The sequence below is a fragment of the [Clostridium] ultunense DSM 10521 genome (genome assembly GCF_000511955.1).
GTDB classification, from domain to species: domain Bacteria; phylum Bacillota; class Clostridia; order Tissierellales; family Tepidimicrobiaceae; genus Schnuerera; species Schnuerera ultunensis.
The window spans coordinates 7,321-27,896 of record NZ_AZSU01000009.1; the positions used below are offsets into that span (position 1 = coordinate 7,321).

Sequence of the window (20,576 nt, forward strand, 5' to 3'; positions counted from 1 at the left end):
GTGATAGGCTACTATGACTACATTGCTTTCTATATTTTTTGCTGATTTTCTATAGGATTGTTCTAATACATTTTCTACTATCTTTTCAGCTAGATTACTAGATACATGGCCTATGGTTTCTTTTTTTAAATATTGGTCTAGTAGGTATACATGCATACTCTTCCCATCATTATCTTCGGTTTGATAGATTCTTCTTTCATACTCTACTTCACCCATAATTGTGTGTATACAGGTTCTCCTGAATCCTTTATTTCGATATTTTTCAGTATCCCTCTTGGCTAGTAACATCAAATCAATTTTTTCTAATATATCTTTCATAATTCCACAGGCTACCTTACAAACAGTTTTATATATTTCTTCTTCAATAGTCTTGAAATCAAGTTCATTATGGTTTACACTTAATATATGCACAGTCTTTCCTCCTTAATGTGTTGTCCTTAACTACATTATAACGGATTGACTATGCATTGGGAAGGCCACTTAAAAGGTCTTCCCTTTTTCAGTTATATATCTAATGCCTACAAAAATTATACACTAACGTCTTATTCTGTCATATTGAAGGTTTCTTAAAAAAAGTATAGAATAGTATATAGTATAAAATAGAATAATAGATAACAATATATGAAAGGGGTTATTAAATGAGAGAATTCGACAAAATATCAATCCAGGAAATGTCCAAAGAAGATATGTTAATGATTATTGAAGCCTTAGAATATACAGGTACCCATACAAAGATTGAAGCTTTTATCGATCTAAGGGATAGTATTGTTAAAGAATTAAGTGCTTTGGCTGATAGTTCAGAGGAAGAATTTGTGGAATATTTAAATAGATAATAGAGTAAACCTTCCCCGCGGGAAGGTTCTAATCATTTATGAGTCTATATATACCAGATTTAGTTTTTAGATGAATAATTACTTTCCCATCTATTTCTTGTCTCTTAATAACTTTAGATTTATTCAATAGAGAATGGTAGAAAACTTCACCTTCCTGAAATTCAAATATATTTGGTAGGTGATATTTGTCAATTTTTAAAAGTTTTGGGTCGATTCTTCCATTCCTTAAATTGTAAATATAGTTTCCCAGTTCATAATAATAACTATCTAGCTGAAGTTGGTTATTGGAATTACCGTCTACATAGAATTCTACAGATTTGCCTAAAATTGTACTAGCCTTCTCCTTGTTTAATAAGATTTTTAGACAATCTTCTAAGGCTTTAAATCTTCTGGTAAAAAATAGGTTTAGAGTATTTAAAGCATAAATCTTATTTTGTTCAAATTCAATAGGATATTTTCCTTTATATTCTTCATAGGGAATCCTAAAGAATTCCCTATATTCTTCTATAAACTCGATTTGGGAGAAGTTTATTACTTCTTCCTTCAATTCATTAAGTATGTTCTCTTTTCCTATGATAAGACAATAGATTAACTTTGATAGTAATATTCCCTCAATTAGAGCTTCTATATTTCCAATAGTAAATAGGGTATTCTTTATTACCTCTTGTCTAACTGGACCAAAATCCTTATTAGCTAATATAATGGGAATTAAACGATAATATAAGGTATCGTCTTTGCCCTCCCAATAGACATTAGGGTCTGTTCCATCTAATACATTCATCAAAGAAGGATTCTCCCCATGTCTATAGTATTTCCAAAGTTTAATTTCCTCTTCATATCTAGTATAGTCTATATCTACTCTTACAGATTCCTCTGATGGTATTAAAGATTTTATAGTTAATATTATTAGATCGGTAATATGGGATGGCCCATCGTTTTTATTAATATCTTCATCAAATGTAACCATCAGAGGATATATAACTCTTTCTAATTCCATTCTATCTACTCCTACATTTTATTTGGAGCTTCTATTCCAAGCAATGACAAGCCAGTCTTTATAACGGTTTTAGCTGCATAGACTAAATTCAATCTAGCCTTTTTCAATCCTTCTTCTGCTGATAAAATTGGACAACTATTATAGAATTTGTTAAAGGCTTTTGCTACTTCTACTATATGTCTCGTTACAAAAGAAGGCTCATATTTTTCTAATGCATCTAATACGGCTTTAGGAAAATTATACAGTAACCGAATTAAGTTTATTTCGTCTTCTTCTTTAAGAAATCTATAATCCACTTCATCTTCTAATTTAAACTCGCCTTTTTCCAAAAGGCTATTGGCTCTTGCATGGGTATATTGAACATAGGGACCAGTTTCTCCTTCGAAACTAAGGGTTCTCTCCCAGCTAAATACATAGTCTTTTATTCTATTGTTGAATAATTCTTGGAATACAATAGCTCCAACCCCTACTTGTTTTGCTACTTCTTCTTTATTTTCCAAATCTGGATTTCTATCCTCTATTATCTTTTTAGTACTTTCAATGGCTTTATTTAATACATCCTCTAAGAATACTACCCTTCCTTGCCTTGTGGATAAAGTGCCATCTTCTAAACTTACCATTCCAAATGGAATATGAACACAGTCATAAGCCCAGTCGTATCCCATTAAATCAATAACTTTAATCCATTGTTTAAAATGAAGATTTTGTTGGGATGCAACTACGTAAATATTTTTATAGAAATCGTAATGTTCCTTTCTATATATGGCTGCTGCTATATCCCTGGTTATATATAGCGTCGAACCATCAGATTTCTTAATTAGGGCTGGAGGCATGCCATAGGGTTCTAAATCTACTATAGAGGCTCCTTGGGATTCTTTTAATAAACCTTTTTCTTCTAATTCCTCTATAACTCTAGGCATTTTATCGGAATAGAAACTTTCTCCTGCATAAGAATCGTATTGGATATTTAATAAATCGTATACCTTATTAAACTCCTTTAAACTAATATCTCTTATCCATTGCCACAATTCTAAGGCTTCTTCATTTCCACTTTCTAGCTCTTTGAACCAATACCTAGCTTCATCTCTTAAGCTTTCATCTTTTTCTGCTTCATCATTGAATTTAACATATAGTTTTAATAGTTCATTTATCGGGTCTTCTTCTATTACCTTCATATCTCCCCATTTTTTATAGGCTGCAATGAGCATTCCAAATTGGGTTCCATAGTCCCCTAAATGGTTTAACCTTACCGTCTTAAAACCTTGGAATTTAAATACCTTCTCGATTGCATTTCCTATGACGGTAGTTCTAATATGACCTATATGGAAGGGTTTAGCTATATTAGGTGAGGAAAATTCTACTAATACGGTTCTATTTTTTCCTATATTTGTGGAACCAAATTTTTCTTTCTCCTCAGCTATACTTTCTAGTACTGTTTCGGTCAACTTGGCCTTGCTAATAAAGAAGTTAATATAGGGGCCAACATTTTCAATTTTCTCAAAATAATCTCCTATTTCAATTTTCTTTGACAGTTCTTCTGCTATTATATTGGGAGCCTTTCTAAAGGTTTTTGCTAGTCTAAAACATGGAAAGGCATAGTCTCCCATATCATAATTTGGTGGAATTTCTATTAAAGATTCAATTTCTTCTTCATTTAAATCCTTTACCACTTGAAGGATAGAATTTGCAACTTCCTTTTTAAAATCAATCATTTTATTACCTCCCTCATTAAATATTAAAAGCTCCCATCCCTAAATAAGAGACGAGAGCTATCCCGTGTTACCACTCTTGTTGGCCATGGCCCACTCGAAGTTTTTAACGCAACTAACGTAATATCCTACTCTGTTTCAGATATATCCTCAAGGGTCCTCTTCGAATATAGCTTTATACTGGCTCCCACCATCCCAGCTCGCTAAAACAAAGGAATATATTCTACTCTCCCTTTCAAAGGCTTTTAAATATTTGGTTATTAATCTATAATATACAATAATTATGCAAATAATTCAAGGGTTATTTAAGTTCTATAACTGTAACTCCTTCTCCACCTTCTCCGTATTTTCCACTTCTAAAGGATTTAACATTTTTATGCCCTTTTACATAGGATTTTATACCTTCTCGTAATACTCCAGTGCCTTTTCCGTGGATAATATAAGCTTCCTTTAGACCTGCTATATAGGCATCATCTATATATTTGTCTAGATCTAATAGGGCTTCGTCTAAGGTACTGCCTCTTAAATCTATTTCATTTTTTATATTTGAGGATTTGGATTTAATGATTTTTTTGGTGCTAGTATAGGTTTTTTCCGATTCCACTTCCTCTGCCCGTCTCAAGGTAGAAATATGGACATTTACCTTCATAATCCCTACTTGAACCTGAACATTTCCATTTTCATCAGGGAGCTCTAATACATTTCCTATTTGGTTTAACGATAACACTTCTACCGTTTCACCTATTTTTAAATTTTTAGGTACTTTTTTAGATTTTACATTTAATACATTTTGAGCTAGGGAACTTTCCACATGATCCAGGCTAGATTTTAATTTTTCTTGGGCTTCATGAATTCTTTTATTCCTATCCTTTTCTATTTCAGTAGATATCTCTCTCAACTGGCTAACTATCTGATCCGATTCTTCCCTTGCAGCCCTTAAGATACTCCTAGCTTCTTCTTTAGCTCTAGTGATTATCTTCTCCCTTTCAGCTTTAGTCTTTTCCTTTTCTTTGCTCAATTCTTCTTTAAGTTTTTCTACTTCGCTCTTTAGTCTTTCTGCCTCAAATCGATTTTCTTCTATAATCTTTCTATCCTTATCAATGGCTTGGAGTACATCTTCAAATTCTACATTTTCCTTAGATACTAAAGTTTTAGCATGATTGATTATATAACCTTGTAATCCAAGCCTTTTTGATATTTCAAAGGCGTTGGATTTTCCAGGAACACCTATCAATAACCTATAGGTTGGACTTAAGGTTTCTACATCAAATTCCACAGAAGCATTTCTTACCCTATCAGTAGTTAAAGCGTAGATTTTAAGCTGACTATAATGGGTGGTGGCTATAGTTCTAATATTTAATTTTAATAGATGATCCAAAATAGACATAGCTAAAGCTGCTCCTTCTGTTGGGTCAGTACCTGCTCCCAGTTCATCAAATAGGATTAGGCTATTCTGTTCAACCTTGTCTAATATATCAACTATATTGGTCATATGAGAAGAGAAGGTGCTCAAAGACTGCTCTATACTCTGTTCATCTCCAATATCGGCAAATATTTGATCAAAAACTCCAATTTGAGAATTAAAATCCGCTGGGATATGGATGCCAGATTGGGCCATTAAGGTAAGTAGTCCAACAGTTTTCAACGTTACTGTTTTTCCACCTGTATTTGGGCCTGTAATTACCAAAGTATTAAAGCCTTTCCCTAAATATATATCTATAGGGACTACCTCTTTTGGTTCTAGAAGAGGATGGCGAGCTTGTTTAATATCAATATAACCACTCTTATTCAATAGGGGTTTAGTCCCGTCCATTTCTAGAGCCAATTTGCCTTTAGCAAATATGAAATCCAATCGCTGTAATATATTTTGATTATTCCTTATATTTTTCGCCTCTTCAGCTACTAAGGCTGATAGTTCTTTAAGGATTCTCTCTATTTCTTCCCTTTCCTTTATCTCCAGCTCTCTTAGTTCATTGTTTAGTTCAACTACTGCCATAGGCTCTACAAAAAGGGTGGCACCACTGGAGGACTGGTCATGGACTAATCCTGGAAAATAAGCCTTGTTTTCCTGTTTTATAGGTACTACATATCTACCTTCCCTCATGGTAACTATACTATCCTGCAAGAACTTCTTATACTTGGGAGAGCTTATAATAGAGTTTAATCTATTCCTTATAGATTCATTCTTATTTATTATCTGCCTTCTAATGTTTCTCAAAGTAGGGCTGGCGTTATCAGATATTTCGTTTTCATTTATTATTGCATTGTTTATTTCATCTTCAATAAATTTTAGAGCCCTTAAGCTACTAATTAATCCTTGAAGGATTGGGAATTTGATCGTCTCTTCTTCTTTTAATTCCTTCATATATTTCTTCAAACTTCTTGATACCCTAAGGGAGTCTGAAACCTTTAGTAAATTATTTGGATTCAAAGTTCCACCTATTTCGGCCATTTTCAATTCATGAGATATATCGAATATACCAAAGAGAGGCGGATTCCCATTCTTCATTATTAATTCTAAGGCTTCTTTTGTTTCTCTTTGAAGATATTCTACCTCTTCTAAGGATATTGAAGGTTTTATTTCCTTTACCATCTTTTTTCCTAGCTCTGATTCTGCCTTTTCCGCTAGTTTTTCAACGATTTTCTTATATTCTAGTACTCTAAATGTTTTTTCATTCATATTCTCACCTCAAATTATATGACCCCTCTAAAGTAATGGCCTTTGGTTATTTCCCTTTCCTTTCTATACCCTTCAACATATTCCATTACTTCTTTTTCTGAAACCATGCCTTTGGCATAATCATAATATATTTCCTGTATTTCTTTTATATTTTCCTTCTCAAAGGTAAAGTCTAATCTTACCATATTTACTCCACTTCTATATATTTGTTCAATACTGTCTAATACCATGAGGGGGACACTATTATAAATGGTTGTAGTACCTCTTCTTCTTTCCATATAGAAGTTCATGCCTTTCCTATCCTTAAGGCCATAGCCTTTACTAAAGGAGCAATTATTACAATTGGAATCATCCTTACAATCCTTTACTAAGGACATGGGACAATGTTTAGTTGTCATTAAAGGTAGATAACCGTAACCAATGGTTTCGTAATCAACAGAACCTTTAGTACATATTTCATCTATCTGTTTCATATTTAATTCTGGAGACAGGGTTAAGCTTTTTAAACCTATTTTTTTCAATTTGGTTACTGTAAAACTATTAAATATATTTAAGCCTATATTTCCATGAATATCTAAATTGAAATTATTCTTAACCCATTGGAGAGTTCCTAAATTAGAAACAGAAATTCCATCTATTACCTCTTCTAAAAATTTAATTAGGGGCTTTAGTTTGTCTAAATCCTCTTTATATAAAATTTTATCCGTCAAAAGAAAAGCTTCTTTCCCAGCTTCCTTAACCTTTGTTAATGCTTCTTTTAATCCTTTTTGGAATCCAATATATACTCTATCTAATTTGGTTAGATCTATCTGGTTAAAATGATTTTCATCCGCTAAAGAAATGCTGATTTTATTTCCCTTTTCTCTTTCTTTTTTGGTGAAATTAAAGTATTTTTGGATTTTAGCTTCATATTCCTTATTGAAAATAGGTTTTCTATTGTTAAAATTTTTACGCTTACTATCGAGCTTTTCTATGGCATCCCTTCTGAGACCATTTATAACACTAATGGGTAGGAAAGATTCTTCCTCTAAATAGATATTAGCTTTTTCTATATAATATACTGTGTCGTTTAATTTGGATAATTGGTCTAATACCCTTTCTTTTGTTAAGATTACCTTCTTCCCTTTTTCAACTATATATTCGGATTCTACCCTAAAGCTATCTATTTTATATTTTACAATTAACTCAGCTGGTTTTCCAATGGATATATTTATCTCCACTTGGACAGGGTATTTTATATTGCTATCCTGATAGGACTCCTTTGCTTTAATTAATAGTTTATCACTAGGGTTTCCCCTATTATCTGGCCTATCATAGGAGATGAATTTCCTACCAAATTCCTTTAACATTATTCCTTTGGTAAAGTCCCGATTGAAAATTTGGAGTATATCATCCTTGTCTTCCCCAGTGATGCTATTTATTCCAAAATCTAAGGCTTTTCTATAATTTTTAACTATCGTTGCTACATATTCTGGCCTTTTCATTCTACCTTCAATTTTCAAAGAGATTATTCCACTATTTATTATGGTATCTAAATATTCTATCGTATTTAAATCTCTCGGACTTAATGCATATTTTTTATTCCATTGTTCTGATAGACTTTGGTCTTTATCATAGCGGATTATATCATAGGCCATTCTACAGGGCTGGGCACAGGTTCCCCGGTTTCCACTTCTGCCCCCTATAATGCTACTCATCAAACATTGGCCTGAGTAGGAAACGCATAAGGCTCCATGGACAAATCCTTCTAGTTCTATATCCGAATTTTCATGGATATTTTTTATTTCCTCTAAGGGGGTCTCCCTTGCTAATACTACCCTTTCAAATCCTAAATTTTGCAAAAAAATAGCCCCTGGTAAATTGTTTATAGTCATCTGGGTACTGCCATGTAAGGGAAGATCAGGGAAAAGTTCCCTGACCACGGAAGCAAGACCTAAATCCTGTACAATTATCCCATCAACATCTATCTCGTATAGATATTTTACATAATCTAAGGTTTTTCTCATTTCCCTATCATCTACCAATATATTAACAGTTATATATACCTTTACATTTCTTAGATGGGCATATTCTACTGCAGATTTTAATTCTTCATAGTCAAAATTTGAAGCAAATTGTCTTGCATTGAATAGTTTGCCCCCCAGATAAACTGCATCTGCACCATTTTCTACAGCTGCAAATAGACTTTCCACACTACCAACAGGAGCTAGTAATTCTACCTTTTCGTTTAACACTTAACTATACTTCCTCCCTATTAAATATATTTTTTTCCTTATCGTACAATTTTAATGCTTCCTCTAATTCCTTTTTACTTTCTATTAATTGTATCTGGCTATCGAATACTTTATCCTGGAGCTTTTTGATCATATTTTGGCTATCCTGTAATTCCTTTTCCTTCAATTTTAAGGCTTGGATGTAATTCTCAATTTCCCTATTTAACCGTTCATTTTCTCTCCGCATATCCAACAACTCATCTTTATAAATATTACAATCCATCTCCAATTCTTCATTCTTCCTTTTCATCTCTTTTAATTGCTTTAGGATGTTTTCATAATTTTCCATAGGTATTTTAGATTTATTTTTTAACATTTCTAATTCTCTATTAGATCTATATAGTTCATCAGAGATATTTAGAGCAGCCAAAGTTGCAGCCATGGAGCTACTCAATCTTTCATTTTTATTTGTCATATCTTTTATCTTCTTATCCACATAGGCAGCCAATTTATGAACATACTCATCAGATCCGTTCCCAATTACCGTAAAGTTACGACCATCAATTAGAACATTAGTTTTGTTTTTCTCCGTCATAACTTATCCTCTCCCTTTTTATTATCTTTAACTAGGTATTCTACACAATTCTTCATAATCCTCTATTTTTTTTAAAAATAATAAACATGCCCCTTAACCCCTAAGTTTAGCATCTAATCTATTTTCCAAATCCTCAATTATCCTTTGATGAACTATATTTACTTCTTCATCTTTTAAAGTCCTTTCGAAGGACCTATAGACTATAGAAAAGGCTATACTTTTCTTACCCTCATCTATTTGTTTCCCTTCATAAACATCAAATAATTCTACCTTTTCAACTAACCCTTCTCCATTTTCCAAAATTATCTTTTCCAAATCTCCAACTAATACATTACTATCTACTACTACTGCTATATCCCTTAGGATGGCTGGATATTTAGGTAGAGGTCTATATTTTTTATCTAGAATAGCCTCCTTAACTATAGTATCGAAGTTTAATTGGGCTATATATACTCTAGTTTCTATATCATAGTTTTCCAGCACATCCATGTGTATTTCTCCTAATACACCAATTTTTTCCCTTTTTAATAGAAGATTACCAGTCCTATTTGGGTGGAAGGTTGGATTCTTGTCTTCCTTTATATATTCTAGATCCTTTATTCCTAGCCTTCCCAATAGGGTTACTACTACTTCCTTTAAATCATAGAAATCTACATTTCCATACATGCCTATGGATAGGGTTTTTTCTTCTTTGGGAAGTTCATTTAAAGGTAATTCCTTAGGGATAAAGATATTTCCTATTTCATATAGGAAGCATTCCTTTACTCCATAATTATAGTTTCTGCTTAAAATATCTAGCATATTCGGAATTAAAGTAGTCCTCATTACGCTATAATCTTCCCCAAGGGGATTTATTAATTTTATATAATCCCTCAATTTGCTATCCAGTTCTACTTTTATTTTATCATATACTTTAGGACTAATGAAAGAATAAGTTATAACCTCATTTAATCCCAATCCCTGTAGAATTGAACTAGCTTTATCTGATACTATTCGACTATAAGGCTTTTCTCCTCTTGTTAAAACTCCTACTAAAGGTTGGATAGGAATATTATGGAACCCATGTAATCTTCCTATTTCTTCTATTAAGTCTGCCTCTAAATTTAAATCTAATCTATAGGTAGGTACTTTCACATCTATTATGTTCCCATTTAAACTAGTTTTTAAATCCAACCTTTCCAAATAGTCTATCATTTCTTCTACAGTTAAATCGGTCCCTAGTAAATTGTTAACTTTTTCTGGTCTTAATTGGATTGTTTTTCCTTTCCTCACATTTTCATAGACATCCATATGACCCTTTACTACTTTTCCAGCTCCAATTTGTTCTATTAATTGGCAAGCCCTTTCGGCAGCTATTTTACAAAGGTTAGGATCCATACCCTTTTCAAACCTAGAAGAAGCTTCTGTCCTTAGATTAAGCTGTTTAGAGGTTAATCGAATAGATTTGCTGTTAAAATTGGCAGATTCCAATAATACAGTAGTAGTTTCTTCTGTAACCTCTGAGTCCATTCCCCCCATAACTCCAGCTATAGCAATTGGATTTTCTCCATCGGTTATAACAAGATTTTCGTTAGTAAGGATTCTCTCCTGATCATCTATGGTTCTAATCTTTTCTTCATCTTTTGCCCTTCTGACTAAAATCTGCTTGTTTTTCAGTTTATCTAAATCGAAAGCATGGAGTGGTTGACCAAATTCCAGCATAACAAAATTGGTTATATCCACTATATTATTAATAGGCCTTACACCCGCTTCCATCAGATAGATTTGAAGCCATAGTGGAGATTCTTTTATCTCAATATCTTTAATTGCTCTAGCATAATATCTATTACAAAGTTCTCCATCTACCTCTATGGATTCTAAGTAATCTTTTATATCTTCAACTTCATCTTTTATCATTATTTCGGGTAATTTCAATTCTCTATCAAAGGTGGCAGCCGTTTCTCTGGCCATACCTATTATACTTAAACAATCGGGTCTATTTGGAGTTATCTCCAACTCGATTATTTCTCCATGTAGACCAAGTATTTTATCTATGGGAGTTCCCAATGGGTATTCTTTTTCCATCACAAAAATACCATCTCTGTGGAGTTTTGGAATAACATTATCTTCATAGCCTAATTCCTTTAAAGAACAAAGCATACCATAGGATTCTACTCCTCTAAATTTGGTTTTCTCTATGTAAATATCCTTTGGAAGTTTTGCTCCAATTAAAGCAACAGGTACATAATCTCCTACTCTTAGGTTGGTTGCGCCAGTGACTATTTGTATGGTTTCCTCGCCAATATTTACCATAACTATTAATAATTTATCTGCATCTTCATGTTTCTCTATTTTTTCTATTCTACCTACTACTACCTTTTTAATGCCCCTATCTAGTGAAATAATGGATTCCACATGGGAGCCAGATAGAGTAAGTTCATCTGCTAATACTTTAGTATCCACATCTAAATTTACATACTCTTTTAACCATTTTACGGGTAAAAACATTGCTTCCCTCCTCAAACTAATTAAAATTGTTCTAAAAATCTATTATCATTTTCAAATAATAATCGTATATCGTTTATTCCATATTTCACCATGGTAATCCTATCGATACCCATTCCAAAGGCAAATCCACTATATTTTTCTGGATCTATACCACAGTTTTCCAAAACCTTTGGATGTACCATTCCACAACCCAGCAGCTCCATACTCCAGCCAGTACCGTCACATGTAGGGCAACCTTCCCCTTTACAACTAAAGCAGGATACGTCTACTTCTGCACTAGGTTCTGTAAATGGAAAATGGTGAGGCCTAAATCTAGTTTTCATATCTTTCCCAAACAATTGTTTAATAAATATATCTATGGTGTCCATTAAATTGGCCATAGTAACCTTTTCATCGATTACCAATCCCTCTAATTGATGAAACATAGGGGAATGGGTATCATCTACATCATCGAATCTAAAGGTCCTACCTGCAGAAACTATCTTCAATGGCGGTTTCATGGTTTTCATAGCTCTTATCTGGACTGGCGATGTATGGGTTCTTAGAAGGATATCTTCTGTTATATAGAATGTATCGGATAAATCCCTTGATGGATGGTTTTCTGGAGAATTTAAAGCGTCAAAATTATATTCTACTGTTTCTATTTCTGGCCCTTCTACTACGCTAAATCCCATGCTAATAAATAGATTCTCCAGTTCTTCTATGGTGGCCACTAGAGGATGGCGATGACCTAGTTTTCTAGTCTTTTTGGTTATGGTAATATCTATCTTTTCCTTCTCAATTCTCTCTTCCTTCAGCTTTTCCTTAAATCTTTCTCTAGCCTCCGATAGCTCTTGTTCGATCTCCTGTCTAATTTCATTGGCCATTTGGCCAATAACTGGCCTTTCTTCTTTGGTAAGTTTTCCCATCTCCCGTAGCACTGATGTCAATTCTCCTTTTTTCCCCATATACTTTATCCTTATATTTTCTAGACTTTCTAAATTACTTAAAGATTTAATGTCAGCTATTGCTTCCTCTTTAATTTTACTTAACCTATCTTTCATAATACGACTCCTTTCTTGTAAAAAAACAAGACCTACTCTCAAAAACAAAGGTCTAAAAGTCAAGCTATTTACTAGATTATAGCACCTATAACCTTAAATTACAAGAATTATTGCCTTCGTTGCCTTACTGCTTCATACATTATAATAGATGATGCAATTGCTGCATTTAAGGATTCTGCGGCTCCTATCATAGGTATTTTTATTAAATTATCAGCTAATACCTCTAAAGAATGGGATACCCCTTTGGATTCATTGCCAATAATCAGTAATGAAGGCCTATTAAAATCAACATCTTGAATGAATCTATCTCCCTTTAAGGAGGTAGAATATATTTTGAGATTTTTCTTCTTCAACTCTTCTATTATTTTTCTCCCTTCTAAAGTATGATATATGGGCACTCTAAATATGGAACCCATAGTAGACCTTACTACCTTTGGGTTATAGATATCTACACAGCCTTCTGTAACTATAATTCCGTCTATGCCAAAAGCGTCTGCAGTTCTAATTATGGTTCCCATATTGCCTGGGTCTTGGACTTGATCTAATAACAGCAGAAAGGGATTGCCTTTATCATAAATTTCTTCAATAGAATTCTGTTTAAATATTGCAATGGCCATTACACCTTGAGGATTTTCCATATCCGATATTTCTCTATAGAGCCTATCTGGAACCTTTATCAATTGGTCATAGGTTCTAATCTTCTGCCATAGCCCCTCTCCCCCGCTTATACTACGTAGTTCATGAGAAAATATAATATTAGATAGAGGATAGTTATTGTCTATACATTCTTCAACTATTTTAATCCCTTCCACTAAGAAGGATTTTTTTGCCCAGCGTTCCTTTTTTCTATATAGACTTTTGACTTCTTTTATTGTTGGGTTGGAAGAACTTGTAATATAGATCATAGATTAATCACCAGCATTCTTCTCAATTTTTTCAATATCCTGGGTACTTCCAATGACTATTAGTATATCACCTTTTAATATCATATCATCGGCATAAGGAGACACATTTATTTCCTTACCACGTTTAATCGCCATAACATTAATGCCAAATCTACTTGGGAGTCTTAATTCCTTTAATGTCTTGTTTTCCCATTGTTCTAAGGCGTTGACCTCCAATATGCTATAATCTGGAGAAAGCTCGATAAAATCTAATATATTGGATGAAACTAAATTGTGAGCAACCCTAACTCCCATATCTCTTTCTGGATAGATTATTTTATCGGCACCAATTTTAGATAGGACTTTACCATGCAAAGCATCATGAGCCTTTGCTATCACCTTTTTTACACCCAATTCTTTGGCTATTAATGTAGCCATTATAGATGCCTGGTAATTGGAGCCGATACTGACGATTACCATATCGAAATTCCTTATGCCTAATTCCTTTAATATATTTTCATCAGTAACATCTGCCTGTACTGCATAAGTTACATTTTCTGATATATCCTGAACCTTGTCTTCATCTGCATCTATAGCCAATACCTCATAACCTAAACTGTTAAGTGTAGTAGCAACACTGGAGCCAAATCTACCACATCCTATAACGACAAATTGTTTCATATTTAATTCCTCCTATCCTACCATTATATTCCCTTCTGAATACCTATAGGGATATTGATTTTTATTTTGCGCAAAGGCAAACGCCATAGTTAGAGCACCAAGTCTGCCAGTATACATAGTTAAGGCAATTATTATCTTCCCAACATTAGAAAGATTTGATGTTATACCTCTTGATAATCCAACAGTTCCAAAGGCTGAAGTAGTTTCAAAAAGTAAATCTAAGAAAGTTGAATTCTCTGTAACAGTTAGTATAATTGACACTGCTAATATTAAAGCTAACCCAATACTTGCTATAGCTAAGGATCTGTTTATGATGCTTTGATTTAACCTCTTTTTGAATACTACTACATCCTTATCCCCTTTAACTACCGATAGGGTTGCCAATATTATGGTACCAAAGGTTGTAGTTTTAATACCTCCCGCTGTAGAGCCTGGAGACCCTCCAATAAACATTAATATTATCATTATGAAGGCAGTAGTATCATGTAACATTGAAATATCTACAGAATTAAACCCAGCTGTCCGAGTTATGACAGATTGAAAAAAAGCAGATAAAAACTTTTCTCCTTTAGTTAAATTTAAAAGAGTGTCTGAATTATTTTGCTCTATTAGGTAAAATATTATCATTCCAGTAAAAATCAATATAGTTGTAATAGTAAGTACCAACTTAGAATGGAGATGGAGTTTTTTAAAGGTGCGGTTTCGAGATATGTCGATGTAAACAGAAAAACCCATTCCTCCTATAATGACTAACAGGGCTATGGTCATATTGATTATAAAATCTCCTACAAAGGGTACCATACTATTTCCTATTATATCAAACCCTGCATTACAAAAGGCGGATATGGCATGAAATATGGAAAACCATATACCTTTAACTAATCCATATTTAGGTATGAATCTGGTGGATAGCAGAAGCGCCCCTAGACCTTCTATAACAAAAGTGGAGAATATAACGTATCTTGTCAACTTCACAAGTCCAGATATGGTTTCTTGATTTAATTGTTCTTTTATTATTAGCCTTTCTTTCAAGGTTATCTTCTTGCCTATGAGTAAGGCCACAATTGTAGCCATGGTCATAAAACCTAAACCGCCCATTTGGATTAGAATTAGTATAACTAATTGACCAAATAAAGACCAATACTCTGCAGTATTAACCACTACTAATCCAGTAACACATACTGCTGAAGCAGAAGTAAATAAGGAATTTACAAATCCAATACTCTCTCCAGTATTAGTAGCTATGGGCAAGTTTAATAATATGGCTCCTACTAATATTAAAATGCCAAATCCTAAAGCTAGCACTCTTGGAGGATTAAGTTCAAATTTTTTTATATTTTTTTTAACGGTCCTCATGAATAAACCCCCTAAAATTATAACCAAAAATATTGTACCATAAATAGCTCTAAACTATTATATAAGAAGCAAAAAAGTTCCGAGGACGGAACTTTTAATTACATACCTTTTGCTATTTCAACAAGTTTTGAAAAGCCTTCTGGATCATGGATTGCCATTTCAGATAATACTTTTCTGTTGATTTCAATATTTGCTTTTTTTAGACCATTGATAAATGTACTATAATTCATGCCATTTAATCTAGCTGCAGCATTTATTCTTGAAATCCAAAGTTTTCTAAAATCTCTCTTTCTTTGTTTGCGTCCTGAATATGCATAGTGCAATGATTTCATAACTGCTTGGTTAGCAGGTCTATACAATTTGCTTTTAGCACCATAATATCCTTTTGCTTGTTTCAATACTTTTTTATGTCTTTTTCTAGCAGTTACACCGCTTTTTACTCTTGCCATTTAAACTACCTCCCTTATATATCCATTTCTAATTATATTATGGTATTAACGAATCGATTCTCTTTTGGTCTCCTTTACTTACTAATGCAGGTTTCCTTAAGTTTCTAATCCTCTTTGGAGATTTCTTTCCAGTCTTATGACTCTTATATGCTTTATATCTCCTAATTTTACCTGTTCCTGTTCGTTTAAGCCTTTTAGCTGCACCTCTATGTGTTTTCATTTTTACCTTTTTAGCCATTTATATTACCTCCCTTACTTACTCAGTTTTTGGAACTAAATACATAATCATATTTCTACCTTCCATTTTAGGATGTCTATCTATAACTCCACATTCAGAGGTTAACTCTGCAAAATTTGCCAAAACCTCTTTTCCAGCGTCAGTATGGCCTAATTCTCTTCCCCTAAATCTTACACTTACTTTTACCTTATCTCCATTTTTTAGAAAATCCATGGCTCTATTTGCCTTTACCTTTAGATCATGGTCTTCAATATTAGGTGTCATTCTAACTTCCTTAACATTGATAACCTTTTGATTCTTCTTAGCTTCCTTCTCCTTTTTAGCTAATTCATATTTATATTTTCCATAGTCCATAATCCTACATACTGGCGGTTTTGCGTTTGGAGCCACTTTTACTAAGTCTAGCTTCCTATCAAAAGCTATCTCCAATGCTTTCCTAGTTGGCATTACACCTACTTGACTGCCATCTACATCGATGAGTCTTACTTCCCTTTCCCTAATCTCTTCATTAATTTGAAGTTCTTTAATATTACTGCACCTCCCAATTTTTTTAAAAAATAAAAGCGGGTATAAAATACCCGCTAAAAGCCCACTATAGAATGAGATAGTTTAACTAGAAACTACCTTGTCTATCATTGTAACCTTATGAGCCTTGGCTATAAGGTGAGAAGCGGATACTTCTACTTTTTCTCATATTCAACTACCATAAATATTATATGTTAGAATAAATGTTTTGTCAAATGTTTTTTATTTTATTTCTTTTCCCTGCTATTTTGCCAATTCATATAAAGCTTGAGCATATATTTTAGTTATTTTCATCAAATGTTCAATTGAGATAAATTCATCTTTTTGATGAGCTACTTCTTTTTGTCCAGGGAATACCGGCCCAAAGGCTACAGCATTTTCCATAGCTCTAGCATAAGTTCCTCCACCTATGGTAATAGGTTGAGATCCTATATCCCCGGTTTGATCCCTATATACACTCATAAGCTTTTCAACTAAAAAATTGTCCTTTGGTATATATAAAGGCTTCATATCTGAATTTCCTTCTTCTAGATCAATTCCTGTTCCTTGTAAATTGGCCCTAATGCCATCGTATACTTCTTTAGCACTGCTTTTAATTGGATATCTTACATTTATGGTCAACCTTATTTCTTCTTCATTACTTCTAATTACCCCTGGATTGAAGTTTAGTTTTCCAGATACATCGTCTTCAAATCCACATCCAATATCTTCCCCATGGTGCCTAAATCCGATTCTATCGTTATATATATTTATAAGCTCACATATATCACATTCTCCAGTCATTAGCTTTGCTAAAAAGGCCATTAAATAGGAAATGGCGTTTTCACCTTTCTCTGGAGTACTACCATGAGCAGATATACCTTTAGCAACTAGTTTGATCTTATCCTCCTCTTTTTCCAAAGATATAGGGTATTTAGTGTTTTCAACAAAATTAATAAGTTTTTCTTCTATTATAGATGGATCTTCTACTTTCAATATAGCTTCACAATAATCAGGTACCATATTAGCTGCATTGCCACCTTTAATGCTTTCTATAACTAATCCGTTACAATTATTGGTGTTAATTTTCTTTACTAAATCAAATACTATAATCCCCTTTTCTCCATATATAACAGGAAAGTCTGCATCTGGTGTAAAAGCCATATCTGGAGCTTTCTCATGATCAAAATAATAGTTCATACAACCCCAACCAGTTTCTTCATTGGTTCCAAATATTATTCTAATCTTTCTATTTAACTTTACCCCCGATTCTTTTAAAGCTTTCATAGCATACATACATGCAATAGCAGGACCTTTATCATCAGTAGTTCCTCTTCCATAGATTTTGCCGTCATGGATTTCTCCTCCATAAGGTGGATAAGTCCATCCATCGCCTTCAGGAACCACATCTAAATGTACTAAAACACCTACTGTTTCTTCTTCATTTCCTAAATCAGCATGGCCAGCATAACCATCAAAATTTTTAGTTTTAAAGCCCATTTCTTCACAAAGATTTAAAGCAAACTCTAAGGCTTTATATGGACCTTCACCAAAAGGCATATTGGGTTTTGCCTCTTCTTCAACACTTTTAATCTTTATAATATCCTGAGTGGATTTTATAATATCTTCCTTATAGCTTTCCACTAATTTGATAAATTCCATTAGATCACCTCATTTTCATTAGTTAATAATATTATATCCTTACATATTATTTCCTTCAACTTTTAATAGGATTCTTTTTATATTAAAAATGTAAATGGTTACACTATAATTTAGAAATATAGAAGAAGGTGGGGATAGATTGAAAAGAAAAAAACTAATATTTATAGTTTTAATAATCAGTATTATTATGTCTACAATACTTCTATTTGATAAGTATTATCCATCACCAGGATTGAGTAAAGTGAAGATAGGAGATAGGATGGCTATTTGGGCTGTTACTATAATTCTATTGATTTATTATGTAAGGTCAAATTCTAAACCTCAGTTGGTTCCTTCCGTTTTATCTAGTGAAAAGGTGGCTAATAAAGAAAGAGATAAATCCAATGTTTCTTTTAAGGATGTAGCAGGATTAGAAGAGATAAAAGAAGAGCTTCAAGAAACTATAGACTTTATTAATAACTCTAATAAATATAGGAAAATGGGTGCTAAAATTCCAAAGGGAATACTCTTTTATGGACCTCCAGGTACTGGAAAAACTTTGTTAGCAAAAGCAGTAGCTGGAGAAACCAATTCTATTTTTCTTTATGCCAGTGGTTCTGAATTCGTTGAAAAATATGTAGGTGTTGGGGCTAAAAGGGTTAGAACTCTATTTGAAAGGGCTAAGAAGGAGGCTCCAAGCATTATATTTATCGATGAAATAGATGCTATTGGCACCAAGAGGAATTTAGAATCTAATAATGAAAAGGATCAAACTTTAAATCAACTTTTAGTGGAAATGGATGGTTTTAATACTAATGAAACGGTTATAGTAATTGGTGCTACCAATAGGCTAGATTTATTAGATGAAGCATTGTTAAGACCGGGAAGATTTGACAGACACATCTTTGTAGGTAATCCAAACATGAAAGCTCGAGAACAGATTTTAGAAGTCCATACCAAGAATAAACCTTTGGATAAATCCATCAATATAATAGATATTGCAAAGAAAACCCATGGTTTATCGGGAGCAGAACTAGCTAATATAGCCAATGAAGCTGCTATTATAGCTGTTAGGAACAATAAAACTAAGATTAGCATTGAAGAATTTGATGCAGCCATAGAAAGAGTATTGGCAGGTTTAGAAGTTAAAAACCCAACAGTTCTATTAAAAGAGAAAAAAACCGTTTCTATCCACGAAGCAGGCCATGCTTTGGTTGCTAAAGTACTTAAGACAGAAATGGTCCAAAAAATTTCAATTGTACCCAGAGGGCAGGCTTTAGGTTATGTATTAAAATTCCCCGATGAGGATAGGTATCTGTTGACAGAACAGGAATTGATGAACAAAATATCAGCTTTATTAGCAGGTCGAGGCGCAGAACAGTTAGTATTTAACGAGGTAACAACAGGGGCAAAGGATGACTTAGATAAGGCTACTAGCATTGCAAGAGAAATGGTTTGTAGCTACGGTATGAGCTCTTTAGGTCCCATGGTTGTTGATGAACACTATATTAAACATAATTATGAAATGCTGAGGGTTGAAATAAAGAAGATTCTAGACAAAGGGTATAAAGAAGCATTAAGAATATTAGAAGAAAATAAAGATATACTCCATCACGTATCTAATACCTTAATGGAAAAAGAAACCATTAATAGCGAAGAACTAGATGATATATTTAAAATATATGAAAAGCCAATGGATTGTGCAACATAAACATAAATGAGCAAGAACATATGGATTTGTGAATAGGTAGTGTAAAATAATTTGTGCTTTTAGGAAATAAAATTCTCTTTTCTGGCAAGAATCTAAATAAGACCAAAACTAGAAAGGAGAATTTTTTATGGCAACTTTACCAAAGGAAGTTTTAAGAAATATGATAGTAGATGGAGATTTAAAAACAGTAAATGATCTCCACACATATCTTAAAGAAATGTTTAAAGATGCACTACAAGAGATGTTAGAGGCAGAATTAGAGGTAGAATTAGGATATGTAAAAGGAGATAAAAAGAACAAAAATACAGATAATCGTAGAAATGGTACTACGAAAAAGACTGTAAGCACTCGTTTTGGAGAAATTGAGTTAGATATACCAAGAGATAGAAATGGCGAATTTGAACCAGTAGTAGTTCCAAAACATACAAGGGATATATCAGGTATAGAAGAACAAATAATATCCCTTTATGCAAGAGGAATGTCAACTAGGGATATTCATGACCAGGTAAAGGATCTCTATGGAATTGAAGTATCAGCAGATATGGTTAGCAAAAA

General features: G+C 33.1%; 18 protein-coding genes and 2 other annotated features. Of the genes, 3 read left to right on the plus strand and 15 right to left on the minus strand.

Annotation, left to right across the window (positions count from 1 at the left end):
* Positions 1-411 (minus strand): UPF0236 family transposase-like protein (locus tag CUL_RS17700; protein ID WP_035143376.1); only part of this gene is annotated, 411 nt, incomplete at its 3' end.
* A gap of 227 nt (positions 412-638) precedes the next feature.
* On the opposite strand from CUL_RS17700, the gene CUL_RS0115460 reads away from it, so the two are divergent.
* A complete protein-coding gene (locus tag CUL_RS0115460; RefSeq protein ID WP_025642610.1) occupies positions 639-833 on the plus strand; it encodes a hypothetical protein in 195 nt (64 codons plus the stop codon).
* Positions 834-861: 28 nt separating this feature from the next.
* On the opposite strand, the gene CUL_RS0115465 is transcribed toward CUL_RS0115460, so the two are convergent.
* The 14 genes from CUL_RS0115465 to pepV form a co-directional block, all read right to left on the minus strand.
* Positions 862-1,830 (minus strand): hypothetical protein, encoded by a 969-nt coding sequence (locus CUL_RS0115465; protein ID WP_005582101.1) that lies wholly within the window; start codon positions 1,828-1,830, stop codon positions 862-864.
* Between the two features lie 11 nt (positions 1,831-1,841).
* A complete protein-coding gene (gene argS / locus CUL_RS0115470) occupies positions 1,842-3,542 on the minus strand; it encodes an arginine--tRNA ligase (protein WP_025642613.1) in 1,701 nt (566 codons plus the stop codon).
* 43 nt (positions 3,543-3,585) lie between these two features.
* Positions 3,586-3,787 (minus strand) — a binding site (T-box leader).
* 53 nt (positions 3,788-3,840) lie between these two features.
* Complete coding sequence (locus CUL_RS0115475; RefSeq protein ID WP_025642615.1) at positions 3,841-6,219, minus strand: endonuclease MutS2; 2,379 nt, start codon at positions 6,217-6,219, stop codon at positions 3,841-3,843.
* Between the two features lie 14 nt (positions 6,220-6,233).
* On the minus strand, positions 6,234-8,453 hold the full coding sequence (locus tag CUL_RS0115480; RefSeq protein WP_005582107.1) for a U32 family peptidase: 2,220 nt from the start codon (positions 8,451-8,453) through the stop codon (positions 6,234-6,236).
* Between the two features lie 4 nt (positions 8,454-8,457).
* Positions 8,458-9,027 (minus strand): cell division protein ZapA, encoded by a 570-nt coding sequence (gene zapA, locus CUL_RS18175; protein WP_005582109.1) that lies wholly within the window; start codon positions 9,025-9,027, stop codon positions 8,458-8,460.
* Between the two features lie 93 nt (positions 9,028-9,120).
* A complete protein-coding gene (gene pheT, locus CUL_RS0115490) occupies positions 9,121-11,514 on the minus strand; it encodes a phenylalanine--tRNA ligase subunit beta (protein ID WP_025642617.1) in 2,394 nt (797 codons plus the stop codon).
* Between the two features lie 20 nt (positions 11,515-11,534).
* Positions 11,535-12,557 carry a phenylalanine--tRNA ligase subunit alpha gene (gene pheS / locus CUL_RS0115495; protein ID WP_005582111.1) on the minus strand — a complete coding sequence of 341 codons (1,023 nt, stop codon included), beginning with the start codon at positions 12,555-12,557 and terminating at the stop codon, positions 11,535-11,537.
* A 107-nt stretch (positions 12,558-12,664) separates the two neighbouring features.
* Positions 12,665-13,462: a TrmH family RNA methyltransferase gene (locus tag CUL_RS0115500; RefSeq protein WP_005582112.1), complete on the minus strand. Its 798-nt coding sequence runs from the start codon at positions 13,460-13,462 to the stop codon at positions 12,665-12,667.
* Between the two features lie 3 nt (positions 13,463-13,465).
* On the minus strand, positions 13,466-14,122 hold the full coding sequence (locus CUL_RS0115505) for a potassium channel family protein (protein WP_025642619.1): 657 nt from the start codon (positions 14,120-14,122) through the stop codon (positions 13,466-13,468).
* Positions 14,123-14,134: 12 nt separating this feature from the next.
* Positions 14,135-15,478, minus strand: a complete 1,344-nt coding sequence (locus CUL_RS0115510; RefSeq protein ID WP_025642621.1) for a TrkH family potassium uptake protein — start codon at positions 15,476-15,478, stop codon at positions 14,135-14,137.
* Between the two features lie 98 nt (positions 15,479-15,576).
* Positions 15,577-15,927 carry a 50S ribosomal protein L20 gene (gene rplT, locus CUL_RS0115515; protein ID WP_005582114.1) on the minus strand — a complete coding sequence of 117 codons (351 nt, stop codon included), beginning with the start codon at positions 15,925-15,927 and terminating at the stop codon, positions 15,577-15,579.
* 37 nt (positions 15,928-15,964) lie between these two features.
* Positions 15,965-16,165, minus strand: coding sequence for a 50S ribosomal protein L35 (gene rpmI / locus CUL_RS0115520; protein ID WP_005582116.1), 201 nt, complete (start codon positions 16,163-16,165; stop codon positions 15,965-15,967).
* An 18-nt stretch (positions 16,166-16,183) separates the two neighbouring features.
* On the minus strand, positions 16,184-16,711 hold the full coding sequence (infC, locus tag CUL_RS17710; protein ID WP_051403578.1) for a translation initiation factor IF-3: 528 nt from the start codon (positions 16,709-16,711) through the stop codon (positions 16,184-16,186).
* A gap of 3 nt (positions 16,712-16,714) precedes the next feature.
* Positions 16,715-16,857: a sequence feature (ribosomal protein L20 leader region), on the minus strand.
* 76 nt (positions 16,858-16,933) lie between these two features.
* Positions 16,934-18,331 carry a dipeptidase PepV gene (gene pepV / locus CUL_RS0115530; protein ID WP_025642625.1) on the minus strand — a complete coding sequence of 466 codons (1,398 nt, stop codon included), beginning with the start codon at positions 18,329-18,331 and terminating at the stop codon, positions 16,934-16,936.
* 139 nt (positions 18,332-18,470) lie between these two features.
* Here pepV and ftsH point away from each other — a divergent pair, with 139 nt between their 5' ends.
* Both ftsH and CUL_RS17715 read left to right on the plus strand, forming a co-directional pair.
* On the plus strand, positions 18,471-20,021 hold the full coding sequence (ftsH, locus tag CUL_RS0115535; RefSeq protein WP_005583877.1) for an ATP-dependent zinc metalloprotease FtsH: 1,551 nt from the start codon (positions 18,471-18,473) through the stop codon (positions 20,019-20,021).
* 127 nt (positions 20,022-20,148) lie between these two features.
* Positions 20,149-20,576: IS256 family transposase (locus tag CUL_RS17715; protein ID WP_035143380.1), on the plus strand; the 428-nt coding region annotated here is incomplete at its 3' end.